Source organism: Ruegeria sp. CF8 (assembly GCF_056537285.1).
In genome coordinates, this window is record NZ_JBQFRG010000003.1 from 152,203 (window position 1) to 164,982 (window position 12,780).

The 12,780-nt window shown below is 57.8% G+C and carries 10 protein-coding genes; 5 read left to right on the forward strand and 5 right to left on the reverse strand.

All coding sequences use genetic code 11. The annotated features are described in order from the left end of the window. Positions 1–42: 42 nt before the first annotated feature. A complete protein-coding gene (locus ACR0EV_RS08625) occupies positions 43–1,701 on the forward strand; it encodes a tetratricopeptide repeat protein (protein ID WP_480799715.1) in 1,659 nt (552 codons plus the stop codon). A 145-nt stretch (positions 1,702–1,846) separates the two neighbouring features. Here the strand turns inward: ACR0EV_RS08625 and mfd are convergent, their stop codons facing one another. After that, positions 1,847–5,305: a transcription-repair coupling factor gene (gene mfd / locus ACR0EV_RS08630; protein ID WP_480799716.1), complete on the reverse strand. Its 3,459-nt coding sequence runs from the start codon at positions 5,303–5,305 to the stop codon at positions 1,847–1,849. Positions 5,306–5,326: 21 nt separating this feature from the next. Next, a complete protein-coding gene (locus tag ACR0EV_RS08635) occupies positions 5,327–5,851 on the reverse strand; it encodes a component of SufBCD complex (RefSeq protein WP_171668344.1) in 525 nt (174 codons plus the stop codon). A 119-nt stretch (positions 5,852–5,970) separates the two neighbouring features. Here ACR0EV_RS08635 and hemB point away from each other — a divergent pair, with 119 nt between their 5' ends. The 4 genes from hemB (at position 5,971) to ACR0EV_RS08655 (ending at position 10,827) form a co-directional block, all read left to right on the forward strand. Then, positions 5,971–6,969 carry a porphobilinogen synthase gene (gene hemB, locus ACR0EV_RS08640; protein ID WP_480799717.1) on the forward strand — a complete coding sequence of 333 codons (999 nt, stop codon included), beginning with the start codon at positions 5,971–5,973 and terminating at the stop codon, positions 6,967–6,969. Between the two features lie 144 nt (positions 6,970–7,113). After that, on the forward strand, positions 7,114–7,689 hold the full coding sequence (locus ACR0EV_RS08645) for a lipid-binding SYLF domain-containing protein (protein ID WP_480799718.1): 576 nt from the start codon (positions 7,114–7,116) through the stop codon (positions 7,687–7,689). Between the two features lie 170 nt (positions 7,690–7,859). Then, positions 7,860–10,322, forward strand: a complete 2,463-nt coding sequence (locus ACR0EV_RS08650) for a penicillin acylase family protein (protein ID WP_480799719.1) — start codon at positions 7,860–7,862, stop codon at positions 10,320–10,322. A gap of 109 nt (positions 10,323–10,431) precedes the next feature. Further along, positions 10,432–10,827: a nuclear transport factor 2 family protein gene (locus ACR0EV_RS08655; RefSeq protein ID WP_480799720.1), complete on the forward strand. Its 396-nt coding sequence runs from the start codon at positions 10,432–10,434 to the stop codon at positions 10,825–10,827. Between the two features lies 1 nt (position 10,828). Here ACR0EV_RS08655 and ACR0EV_RS08660 read toward each other — a convergent pair whose 3' ends face one another. Genes ACR0EV_RS08660 through hfq form a run of 3 tightly spaced genes read right to left on the reverse strand, consistent with a single transcriptional unit; the run spans position 10,829 to position 12,666 of the window. Next, entirely contained in the window at positions 10,829–11,137 is a 309-nt protein-coding gene (locus ACR0EV_RS08660) for a putative quinol monooxygenase (RefSeq protein WP_480799721.1), read from the reverse strand. An 18-nt stretch (positions 11,138–11,155) separates the two neighbouring features. Further along, the gene (gene hflX / locus ACR0EV_RS08665; RefSeq protein ID WP_480799722.1) at positions 11,156–12,427 is read right to left on the reverse strand and encodes a GTPase HflX; all 1,272 of its coding nucleotides are present in this window, start codon (positions 12,425–12,427) and stop codon (positions 11,156–11,158) included. Beyond that, a complete protein-coding gene (gene hfq / locus ACR0EV_RS08670; RefSeq protein ID WP_005982826.1) occupies positions 12,427–12,666 on the reverse strand; it encodes an RNA chaperone Hfq in 240 nt (79 codons plus the stop codon). Before hfq ends, hflX begins: the two co-directional genes overlap by 1 nt. Positions 12,667–12,780 lie beyond the last annotated feature (114 nt).

Below are 12,780 nucleotides of genomic sequence, written 5' to 3' on the forward strand. Positions count from 1 at the left end.
GAAACACGCTACCTTAAGCCCAGGTTGCGGGGAGGTTTTTTGATGAATGACTATTACGATCTGGGCACATACACCTGCCCGATTTCCACTTCGAACCCCGAAGCACAACTATGGTTCGACCGAGGCCTGAACTGGACCTACGGGTACAATCACGAAGAAGCCGTCGTGTGTTTCCAGCGCGCCGCAGAACATGATCCTCAATGCGCCATGGCCTATTGGGGCGTGGCCTATGGCGCAGGGCCGAATTACAACCTGCCCTGGGAATTGCAGGATGATCGAGGACGCAGCAAAGCGCTGGCACTCGCCTATGATGCAATGCAGAAGGCATTGGAGTATGCAGATACCTGCACGCCTGTGGAGCAGGCTCTGATTCACGCGCTGCCCGCGCGCTACCCGCAATCCGATCCAATCGAAGACATGCACCAGTGGGATCACGACTTTGCCGACGCGATGCGGGCGGCGTTTGCAACGCACCAAGATCACCTTGACCTACGCACGGTCTATGTCGAAGCGTTGCTGAACCTGACCCCTTGGCAGATGTGGGATCTGAAAACCGGCCGACCCGCCGAAGGCGCGGCCACACTTGAAGCGCAAGAGGTGCTGGAATGGGCCATGGCCAATGATCCGGCTGCCATGTCACATCCCGGGCTGCTGCATTTGTATGTCCATCTGATGGAAATGTCTCCCAGCCCCGAGATGGCGCTGAAAGCCGGGGACGTTCTACGCACATTGGTCCCGGATGCGGGACACCTGGTGCATATGCCAACTCACATAGATGTGCTGTGCGGCCACTACCAAAATGTGGTGCACTGGAACGAAAAAGCGTCGGAAGCAGACCTGAAGTATTACGAACGTGAAGGCGCGTTCAACATCTACACCGGCTATCGTCAACACAACTACCATTTTGCAATCTACGGCGCGTTGTTTCTGGGACAGATCGAACCCGCCCTACGCGCCAACCAAGGAATTTGGGATACGACGCCGGAAGAAATGCTGCGCATCGAAAGCCCGCCCATGGCGGATTTCTTCGAAAGCTACATGTCCATGGGGCCACACATCCTGATCCGGTTTGGCCGCTGGGAAGAGGCGAAAGCGCTGGATCTGCCCTCTGATCCGGACTTGTATAGAACCTTAACTGCCACAACCCATTACGCCCGCGCTATCGCACATGCTGCAACCGGAGACATCGCTCGCGCCGAAGCTGAAGAGAACCTGTTTCTCGCAGCCAAGGAATGCGTCCCCGAAACCCGCAGGCTGCACAACAACCGTGTGATCGACCTGCTGGAGATCGCGCGGGAAATGCTGCGCGGCGAGATCGAGTATCGCAAAGGCAACTTCGAGATTGCTTTTGCACATTTGCGCCGCTCCGTTGAATTGGACGACACCCTGCCCTATGACGAACCCTGGGGCTGGATGCAGCCCACCCGTCACGCGCTTGGCGCTTTGCTTTTCGAACAAGGCCACGTCGCGGAGGCCGAAGGCGTGTATCGCGAAGACCTGGGCTTGGGCGGAAGCCTCAGCCGCGCCTCTATCCACCCCGACAATGTGTGGAGCCTGAAGGGGTTGCACGACTGCCTCGCAGCGAGGAACGAACAGGTGGAAATCCGCCAAATCAAACAGCGGCTCGACTTGGCCTTGGCCCGAGCCGACCAAATGGTGGCGGCCTCTTGCTTCTGTGCGCAGGCTGCGATGCGTGACTAATGGGATAGATCGCGCTGCCGCGCGATGCCTCCGGCGGAGGTATTTTTAGCCAGATGAAGCTGGGATCCGCGTCTTCATCTGGCCGTAAATACCTCGGGGGAGATGCGCGGAACGCGCGGCGGGGGCAGCGCCCCCTGCTCACATATCAACCTGCCTTGGCCTTTTTCTTTACTGCGACCACTTTTTCGGCCAGATCACGAGCAATGGCAAAAGCCCCTTTGATCTTGTCGCTATCCTTCTTCCAGTCGCGCCTCACAACGATCTTGTTGTCTTTAACCTTGGCCATTCCGCGCTGGTTCTGAATGAACTCGACCAGCCCCTGAGGCGAGGCAAACTTGTCGTTGTGAAACTGAATGGTTGCGCCCTTTGGGCCACCATCCAATTTAGCGATCCCTGCCCGTTTGCACATCGCTTTGATACGAACGACCAGCATCAGAGTGTTGACCTCTTTTGGGAGTTTTCCGAACCGGTCGATCAGTTCTGCGGCAAAGCCTTCCAGCTCTACCTTGGTCGATAGCGAGGACAGGCGGCGATACAGGCCCAAGCGCACATCCAAATCAGGCACGTAGTCGTCCGGGATCAGAACCGGCACGCCCAGATTGATCTGCGGAGCCCATTGATCGTCGGCATCCGACAGGCCTTCCATTTCACCTGCTTTGATCTTGGCAATCGCCTCTTCCAACATGGATTGGTAAAGTTCATAGCCGACGTCGCGCATTTGGCCGGACTGTTCTTCACCCAGCAAATTACCCGCACCGCGAATGTCCAAATCCTGCGATGCCAATGTGAACCCGGCCCCCAGTGTATCGAGCGAGCCCAGAACACGCAGGCGTTTCTCGGCCGTGGCGGTCAATCTCTGACGCGGCTTGGTGGTCAGGTAAGCGTAGGCACGAGTCTTCGACCGCCCTACCCGGCCCCGTATCTGATAAAGCTGCGCAAGACCAAACATATCCGCGCGGTGAACAACCATTGTGTTTGCCGTCGGAATATCCAGCCCGCTTTCGACAATGGTGGTGGCCAGCAGCACGTCATATTTGCCGTCGTAAAACGCGTTCATTCGGTCGTCGAGCTCGCCCGCAGCCATCTGACCATGCGCTACCACATAGGTCAGTTCGGGCAGCTGGTCCTTCAGGAACTCTTCGATCTCGGGCAGGTCCGAAATACGAGGCACCACATAGAAACTCTGCCCACCGCGATAGTGTTCACGCAGCAGCGCCTCGCGGATCGTGACGGCATCGAATTCGCTGACATAGGTTCGGATCGCAAGCCGGTCGATGGGCGGTGTTCCGATGATCGACAGATCGCGCACCCCGGTCAGCGACAATTGCAGCGTCCGAGGTATCGGAGTTGCAGTCAGGGTCAGCACGTGAATGTCGCTGCGCAGTTGCTTCAGACGTTCTTTGTGACCCACGCCGAAATGCTGTTCCTCGTCGATGATCAGCAAGCCCAGATTGTTGAATCGAATGCCTTTGGCCAGAAGCGCATGAGTGCCGATCACAATATCCACCGTGCCGCGTGCCAGTCCATCACGGGTTTGCTGCGCCTCTTTCGCGGAAACAAACCGTGAGAGTTGGCGCACTTCCAGTGGAAAGCCACGGAACCGTTCCTTGAAGCTCGCTGCATGTTGACGTGCCAGAAGTGTGGTGGGCGCAACGACGGCCACTTGCACACCGGACATAGCGGCGACAAAGGCGGCTCGCATGGCGACCTCGGTTTTGCCAAAGCCTACGTCGCCGCAGATCAGGCGATCCATAGGCGCACCAGAATGCATGTCTTCCATCACATCCGAGATGGCCCGCAACTGGTCATCAGTTTCCTGATACGGGAAGCGCGCGCTGAACTCCTCCCACGCATGGGGCGGCGGGTCCATCACCGGAGCCTTGCGCAGGGCACGTTCAGCGGCGATGCGGATCAGCTTGTCCGCCATCTCGCGAATGCGTTCCTTCAGCTTGGCTTTCTTGGCTTGCCATGCACCACCACCAAGACGGTCCAGCAAACCTTCGTCATGGCCATATTTCGACAGAAGTTCGATGTTTTCGACCGGCAGGTACAGCTTGGCTTGCTCGGCGTACTCCAGCAACAGGCATTCGTGCGCGGCACCCGCGGCTGTGACGACTTCCATCCCCATGTAACGACCGATTCCGTGGTCCACGTGAACAACCAGATCACCGGGGCTAAGCGATTGGGTCTCGGTCAGGAAATTTTCGGCCTTGCGGCGCTTCTTGGGCTGGCGGATCAGGCGGTCACCCAGCACGTCCTGTTCGGCGATGACTGTCAGACCAGGGGTTTCGAACCCATGCTCCAACGCCCAGACGGCCAAATGCAAGCCGCGATTGCCGATACGCGTGCCGCCCGTCACCGAAATGGCCTCGGCCAGACCTTCATCTTCGATCAAGCCGGTCAGACGTTCGCGCGCACCTTCTGAATACGAGGCGATCAGCACCGGGCCTTTGTCGAGCTTGGCTGTAATGTGGCTGGCCAAAGCGCCAAACAGGCTGATGTTCTCCTGCTGGCGTTCCGGCGCAAAGTTGCGCCCGATCCGTCCGCCTGCATCAATGACACCGGGACCCGAGGCCTGCGGCAAGGGGCTGAACTGCATAACCCTGCGATCTGCGACCGCCGCCTCCCACGCGGCATCGTCCAGGTAGAGCAGACCCGGGGGTGTGGGTTTGTAAACCGTGTCCATGCGGGATCGGTTTTCCAAAGCCAGACGCCGGGTTTCATATTGATCGGCAATCGTATCCCACCGCGCCAGACGCGCTGGTGTGACCTGATCATCTACGGTGATAGTGGCGTCCGGCAGATAGTCAAACAGCGTCTCAAGCCTGTCGTGAAAAAACGGCAGCCAGTGTTCGATGCCCTGATGCTTACGACCCGCGCTGACCGCTTCGTAGAGCGGATCATCCGTGCCTGCTGCGCCAAATTCGATGCGATAGTTCTGACGGAACCGGGTGATCGCGGCCTCGTCCAAAATGACCTCGGACACAGGCGCAAGTTCCACCACGTCCAGTTTTTCGGTGGTGCGCTGTGATACCGGATCAAAGCGGCGCGCGCCGTCCAGAACGTCTCCGAATAGATCCAGACGAACGGGGCCGGATTCGCCCGGAGGGAATATGTCTATGATGCCGCCACGAATGGCATAATCGCCGGGCTCCATCACTGTTGGGCTTTGGGTGAACCCCATGCGCACCAGAAAGTTTCGCAGAGCGGTTTCGTCGATGCGCTGATCAACACGTGCGGTAAAAGCCGCCTCGCGCAGAACGTCACGCGCGGGCACGCGCTGGGTGGCTGCATTCAGTGTGGTCAGCAGCACAAATTTCTGCGGCATCTGGTGGACCAGAGCGGCCAATGTGGCCACCCGGGCCGCCGAAATATCCGCGTTCGGCGACACACGATCATAAGGCAGACAATCCCAGCCGGGGAATACAAAGACCGGCATGTCGGGGGCAAAGAAGGCCAGCGCAGCGCGCATCGCTTCCATCCGCTTGTCGTCACGCGCGACATGGGCCACCGGCCCGTTGCTGCGGGCGATTTCGTTCAGCACAAGTTGTGCGTCAAACCCTTCAGGGGCGCCGCCAACTGTTACGTGGTTCGGAGCCTTCATCGCCTCGCCTTTCAGATAAGTCTAACCCAGAACGCCAATCGAAATGTTCTGATACATGCCCCAGAACGAAGTGACCAGTATCGAGATCATGCCGATGATCTGGGTATAAAGACGGCAGCGGGAAATGGTTTTGGTGACGGTTTCAAGCGTCAGTTCCTGCCGACGCAAACGCCTGGCCTGTGAGATATTCACCAAAAGAACCAGCGTCATTGGGAACATTAACAAAAACACAGCCTGCGCAAATTCAACGTCGTAATAGAAACCCAGTGTCGCCAGACCTGTCAGCATAAAACTTGCAAAAGCCAAGAGGATGGTGCCCGACATGTCAACGATCAGCAAAATTCGGTTCGTGTTGATGCGTACGATGTCCAGAAGATCGATCTCGACCTGCCCGCCGATCCGACGCGCGCGTACAACCAGATCATACGGAATGCCCATCACCCAATGGCTTGCCGACGACCAGACCACCGCCAGCACAATCCAATACCACAGATTCGAAAAACTGCGCATGTCGATGAGTTCAAAAATCGAAGAGTACCAGTCCAAACCCAACCCTTTATTCAAACAACTCAGGGGGGTTTATCGCGGCGGCGCGTCCATTGATACCCTTGAGACCTTTGTGAATTCATGCCACCCAATGCTGGAATGTTCAAGGAGAACGCGCCATGAAACCGACCGTTGCCCCCTATCCCATGACCCGTTTTCGGCGGGCCCGTCAGTCCGAGGCAATTCGGGGGCTGGTGCGTGAAAATAACTTGACCACACAAGACCTCATCTGGCCGGTTTTCGTGCGAGATGGTGAAGGGATCGAAGAGCCCGTACCTTCGATGCCGGGTGTTGTGCGGCGGTCGGTGGATTTGATCGCCAAAGCCGCGACCGAAGCACAAGCGCTTGGAATTCCTGCGATTTGCATCTTTCCCTACACGGATACTTCGCTGAAGACCGAAGACTGTGCCGAGGCATGGAATCCAGACAACCTGTCGAATCGTGCCATCCGGGCGATCAAGGCTGCCGCGCCCGATATTGCCGTGATGACCGACGTGGCGCTGGACCCTTACAATATCAACGGACATGACGGTTACGTCGTCGATGGTGAGATAGTGAATGATCAGACCGTCAAGGCATTGGTCAAAATGACCCTTGCCCAGGCCGAGGCCGGAGCAGACATTATCGGCCCATCAGACATGATGGACGGTCGGATTGGCGAAATGCGCCGCGCGTTAGAGGGCGCTGGCCACCACAACGTCATGATCCTCAGCTATGCTGCGAAATACGCGAGCGCATTTTACGGCCCCTTCCGTGACGCCGTTGGGGCCTCTGGCGCGCTGACCGGCGACAAGAAGACTTACCAGATGGATCCGGCCAACTCGGACGAAGCACTGCGCCTGATCGAGCGTGACCTGTCTGAAGGCGCGGATATGGTGATGATCAAACCCGGCATGCCCTACCTGGACATCTGCCGCCGGGTAAAAGACAATTTTGGCGCGCCGACTTACGCCTATCAGGTCTCGGGCGAATATGCGATGATCCAGGCCGCTGCGCAGAACGGCTGGATCGACGGCGACAAGGTGATGCTGGAAAGTCTGCTGGCTTTCAAGCGCGCGGGATGTGACGGCATCCTGACCTATTTCTCGCCGCAGGTCGCACGCATCCTTCAGGGCTAAAACCCCAAAGAGTCGCAATTTTTCGCCGACAAACTCGCTGCTTCAGGCAGCTTTCCCGTGACACATCGCCCTAATCGGCGTATCCTTGCCACCAAGATCGGGATCACCCGACACATCAGGCACAGTTACAGAGATATAAAAACCATGAGCAGTTCCCCTTCCCCCCGACTGAGCCGTCGCGGCTTTGCCTTTGGCATGGCAGGTCTGACCCTGACCACCGCCTGCGGCAACGGCGTCGGCAATTCGAACGCGGCCACGATAGACGCTCGCGTCGACGCGACGCTGACAGAGATGTACGCGAAATATCCCAACACGGTTGAGATCGTGAACAAAGCCAACGGGATGTTGGTTATGCCCCTGATCACTGACGCCGGATTGATCTTCTTTGGAGGCGCCTACGGCCAGGGCGCACTGCGCATCAACGGGGCGACGGTCGATTATTATTCCGCGATTTCCGGAACCGCCGGCCTGCAAATTGGTGCACAGCAATATGCGCATGTTCTGTTCTTCATGACCGAAGATGCGCTGAACGATTTCCGCCGTTCCAGCGGATGGACAGCCGGCGCTGATATTGGATACGTGGTTGACGCAACTGGGAGTTCCTTATCAACGGACACAACAACACTACGGTCGCCGGTGTTAGCAGCAGTCTTTGGTCAGGCAGGTCTGAAATTCGGCGCGACCGTCGAAGGCACAAAGTACACGCGCATCATTCCATAATCCGGATTACCACTTCCCCCACACATGGCCCCCGTCGCAGCACAACACTGCGGCGGGGCAATTATTTATAAGCGTTTCCAAGCAGGTTCTTGCCGCGTTCCTCTTTCGGTTAGACCCACCATCCTCTAGTCTTTGCCCAACCTTCATCCGAATAAGAATCTGGGGCAGTAATGGGTCTTGTTTTCCGCTGGCTGGTGCGCATCGCGTCGGGTCTGATTTTTCTGATCCTCGCCGCGATAGGCCTTGTCTACTTCTTGGCCAGCCAATCCTTGCCGGACTACGATCAGACCCTTGAAGTTGATGGCCTGACCGCCCCTGTCGAGATTGTACGCGACACCGCCAACGTGCCGCATATTCTGGGCCAGACCGATCCCGACGTGTTCTTTGGCTTGGGGTACGCCCACGCACAGGACCGGCTATGGCAGATGACCGTGTTGCGCCGAACTGCACAGGGCCGCCTTTCCGAAGTCTTTGGTCCACGCACTCTCCGCATCGACAAGTTACTACGTCGGCTGGATCTCTACGGCCTCGCTCATCGCTCGGTCGAGGTGCAGGACGAGTACACCAAGGCCGCGTTGCGAGCCTATGCGGCCGGGGTTAATGCAAGGCTGGCAGAAATCAATGAAGAGGCGCTGGGTCGCGGTGCGCCGGAAATGTTCCTGTTCAACGCCCCCGTATCGCCCTGGCAACCAGGCGATAGCCTTGCGATCATAAAGTTGATGGCGTTGCAATTATCTGGGCACTTGACTGATGAGGTTCTGCGCGCTCGCACGTCTTTGATGCTGAACAACCCAGAACGTCTTGCCGATATCCTGCCTGACGTCCCAGGCCCCGGTATCGCGGCTTTGCCGGAATACGCTTCCCTTTTCCCAAATCTTCCCCGCTATGCCGCCGGAACCGAGGCACCCGAAACACATCTCTCACCGCTTCCAAAACGCGGTTTGGCCGGAGCATCGAACGCCTGGACCGCCGCCCCGTCTCGGTCGGCAAGTGGCGGCACACTTCTTGCAAACGATCCACATTTGGGTTTCACGGCACCCGGAATTTGGTATCTGGCGCATCTTGATCTTGAAAAAGGCGGTGTGATCGGGGCTTCGATACCCGGTGTGCCTGCTATTATGACCGGACGCAGTGACAGGTTGGGATGGGGGCTGACCTCTTCTTATCTGGATGATCAGGACCTGCACATAGAACAACTGAACCCCGACAACCCCGAGGAATATCTGACCCCGGACGGCTATAAGGAATTTCTGACCCGCCCATCGATCATCGCCATCAAGGACGAGGCACCAGTTACATTAACGCTGCGTTGGACTGATAACGGCCCGGTGCTGCCCGGCACGGATTACAAGCTCGAGACTATCACTCCGCCCGGCCATGTGGCGTCTCTGTCCTGGACAGCGCTGAGCCCCCGTGACACGTCAATGACCGCGTCCATGGCCCTGATGAATTCCGACAATGTGCGTCAGGCCATTCAGGCGGGCGAGCAATATATTGCCCCGTCACAGAACCTGTCGCTGGTTGACCGGACCACCATCGGAATGAAGCTGATCGGTGCCATGCCGCAGCGCGACTTGCAAAACCAAAGCCGCGGTCGCATTCCAAGCCCCGGTTGGATTGAAACAAACCGCTGGCAAGGCCGGTTGCCCTATGCGGACAATCCCGAGTTCGTCGCCCCGGTTGGCGGTATTCTGGGCAATACGAACAACAAGATAATCGACCGTCCCTTCCCCAACCATGTCTCGTATGAATGGGGCGATACACAGCGCGTGCACCGCTGGGATCGCCTTATGCAATCGCGCGAGGTCCATACCCGCGACAGCTTTATCGAAGCGCAGCTTGATACCGTTAGTTTTACGGCGCGGTCCCTGTTGCCACTGATCGGAGCGGATTTGTGGTTCACCGGTGCGTCTGCGCCCGAGGGCACACCGGAACGACAGCGCCAGATCGCCTTGTCGCTGCTGGCGGATTGGAACGGTGAGATGAACGAACACCTGCCCGAGCCATTGATTTATGCGGCGTGGTTGCGCGCCCTTCAGATCCGCCTGATCGCGGACGAACTTGGACCACTGGCCAGCGAGTACAAACACGTCGAGCCGCTGTTCATCGAACGCGTTTATCGCGACATCGACGGAGCAAGCGTCTGGTGCGATGTACGACAAAGCGCCCCTGTTGAGACCTGCACCGAAATGGCCCGACTGGCGCTGGACGACGCCCTGATCTGGATCTCTGAACGCTATGGCAGTGCGCTTGAATCCTTGCGCTGGGGCGATGCGCATCAGGCCACGCATGATCACCCGGTTCTGGGCGACGTGCCTGTCCTGCGCTATTTCGTGAACATCCGCCAATCGACCAGCGGTGGCGACAACACGTTGCTCCGCGGTCGTACCTCGGGCGAAGGCCCGGATCCGTTTCAGAACGTGCACGGTGCCGGGTATCGCGGGGTGTACGACTTTGCAGATCCCAACAGCTCGGTCTTTATCACTGCGACCGGTCAATCGGGTCACTTCCTGTCGCGCTACTACGACGATCAGGCGCAGCTTTGGCGGCGTGGCGAGTATATTCCCATGTCATTGGACCTTGATCTGGCGCGCGCTGCTGCTGTTGGTGTAACCAATCTGATCCCGCGGTAATCCGCCTATTCGGCAACTCCTCGCCCCGATTTCCGGGGCGTCGTGGCACCGTGAACCTTTTTCGCCTATGATCGTTCCACCGATTATGTGGGACCAAAGGGGGGCGAATATGGCCAGCATTCGGGATGTCCTGAATAATCTTGCGCGGGACTACGCGATTGCATGGAGTTCTGGCGACGGCGACGCAGTTGCAGCTTTCTTTACAGGTGACGGGCAGATCACCATGAATGGCAATGACCCCATTCACGGGCACAACGCCATTGCTGAGATGGTGCGCAAAGCCTGTGCCGACTTTCCCGATCTTGAGGTCCGCTGCGACATGATGCGATGGGCCGGATCTCATGCGATCTTTGTTTGGACGCGCGAAGGACACCACGCCGAAACCGGCAACCACGTTGTCGCGCGCGGTTGGGAAGAGTGGGAATTGACACCAGACTATCTTGTAAAGTCATCGTTGGGCTGGTTCGACGCAGATGACTATCAACGGCAGATTGATGGCAAATAGCTTAACGCGCTCGATCCTCAGCCGTTTCTATCGTGTAGTTGCGGGGTATTCCCTGTGTGACCTGAAACCAGTCTGACGCCTTGGCCCGCGCCTGATGTGCGTCAAACGCCGCTTGATTTGCAAACACTTCCGACACCATGAACCGCCCGGGCGTTGTCTGATCTTCCACAACTTCGAAAGACATACAGCCCTTTTCCGCGCGTGTAAGAGCGATGTGGAGCGGTAATGCTGACCGCACCGCTTCAAGCCGGTCGGGTGGCACGTCGATATGGCCGTTCAGGAAAACCCTTTGATCCGATGCATCTGACATGACCACCCCTTGCCTTGTTCAAAGCGACCCAAACTGCGCGGCTTGTTTGTCTGTCCACAAAACGGTCAGGCGGAACCCGTCTTCGGTTTGATCCTCGCTCTGAACAACGTCCTGACGGAACAACCACGCCCGCTTGTCACCTTCGGCGAAAGAGAGGTTCAGAACAACTTCGTGCCGTGCCCCTTGAAGCAGTGTGGCGATCTCGGCCAACAGCGGGTCAACACCTTCGCCCGTTACAGCCGAGATTGAGAATATCGTCGGGTCCCGTTCGGCCCGCGCCAATGCAGCGTCTTTGTCGTCGGGGTTGAGCAGGTCGATCTTGTTCCAAACCTCAAGCCGTGGCCGTTCCTCATCGACACCCAATGAGGTCAGGATGGCCTCAACGTCTTGCGCCTGCGCATCCGTTTCCTCGTGGCTGATATCGCGGACATGCACGATCAGGTCTGCGCCCAGCACTTCTTCGAGGGTTGCCCGGAAGGCCGCCACAAGCTCGGTTGGCAAATTCGAGATAAAGCCCACAGTGTCCGACAGGATCACCTCAGGACCGTCAGGAAGCTGTACGCGTCGCATGGTCGGATCCAGCGTGGCAAACAGCATGTCCTTGGCCATCACTTCGGCCCCGGTTAAGCGGTTGAACAGGGTCGACTTGCCCGCGTTTGTATAACCTACCAGCGCAACGATTGGATACGGCACCTTGGCACGTGCGGCCCTGTGCAGGGTCCGGGTCTTGACCACCTTCTGCAACTGACGCCGCAGCCTGACCAGTTGCTCGTCGATGGCGCGGCGGTCGGCTTCGATCTGAGTTTCACCCGGTCCGCCAACGAATCCCAACCCGCCACGTTGCCGTTCAAGGTGGGTCCAGGCGCGTACCAATCGCGTCCGCTGATAGCTGAGTGCCGCCATCTCGACCTGCAACACCCCTTCTCGGGTGCGGGCGCGATCGCTGAAAATTTCCAGGATCAGCCCGGTTCGATCGAGGATCTTGACCTTCCACGCCTTTTCCAGATTGCGTTGCTGCACCGGCGTGACCGGCCCGTCGATCAAAACCAGTTCGATTTCGCTGTCATGCAGACGTTCGGCCAGTTCTTCGATCTTGCCACTGCCGAACAAAAGCCCCGGCTGGGCGCGTTGCAGGCGCACGATCTCGGACCCGATCACATCCAGGTCGGGCAATGCAGCGGCCAATGCAACCGCCTCGGCCAGCGCCGGTTCAGGGACACGGCGCTGTTCATCTGATTTGATTTCGGGATGCAGCACCCACGCTCGGGTGCGCCTCCGGTCATGTTCCATCAAGAGGCGTCTTCGCCCTCATACAGATTGATCGGCTGCGATGGCATGATGGTTGAAATCGCGTGCTTGTAGACCAGCTGCGACTGTCCGTCGCGGCGCAACAATACGCAGAAATTGTCGAACCAGGTGATCACACCCTGCAACTTCACGCCATTGATCAGGAAGATCGTTACCGGAACCTTAGCTTTCCGTACATTGTTCAGGAAGGCATCCTGAAGATTCTGTCTGTCCGAAGCCATATTTTTATAATCTCGCCATTGTTCTTGCTACGCGCTGCGGACCAACGCGCTCCCTCCCGGCGAGTATGGAGTGCCGCGAAGAGATATTCCAGATGAAAAATAAGGCGGTAACGT

What these genes read in the sequence shown, in the direction of transcription:
- ACR0EV_RS08625 (WP_480799715.1), top strand. Translation starts at nt 43, where the DNA reads ATGAATGACTATTACGATCTGGGCACATACACCTGCCCGATTTCCACT.
- mfd (WP_480799716.1), bottom strand. Translation starts at nt 5,305, where the DNA reads ATGAAGGCTCCGAACCACGTAACAGTTGGCGGCGCCCCTGAAGGGTTT.
- hemB (WP_480799717.1), top strand. Translation starts at nt 5,971, where the DNA reads ATGAAACCGACCGTTGCCCCCTATCCCATGACCCGTTTTCGGCGGGCC.
- ACR0EV_RS08645 (WP_480799718.1), top strand. Translation starts at nt 7,114, where the DNA reads ATGAGCAGTTCCCCTTCCCCCCGACTGAGCCGTCGCGGCTTTGCCTTT.
- ACR0EV_RS08650 (WP_480799719.1), top strand. Translation starts at nt 7,860, where the DNA reads ATGGGTCTTGTTTTCCGCTGGCTGGTGCGCATCGCGTCGGGTCTGATT.
- ACR0EV_RS08655 (WP_480799720.1), top strand. Translation starts at nt 10,432, where the DNA reads ATGGCCAGCATTCGGGATGTCCTGAATAATCTTGCGCGGGACTACGCG.
- ACR0EV_RS08660 (WP_480799721.1), bottom strand. Translation starts at nt 11,137, where the DNA reads ATGTCAGATGCATCGGATCAAAGGGTTTTCCTGAACGGCCATATCGAC.
- hflX (WP_480799722.1), bottom strand. Translation starts at nt 12,427, where the DNA reads ATGGAACATGACCGGAGGCGCACCCGAGCGTGGGTGCTGCATCCCGAA.
- hfq (WP_005982826.1), bottom strand. Translation starts at nt 12,666, where the DNA reads ATGGCTTCGGACAGACAGAATCTTCAGGATGCCTTCCTGAACAATGTA.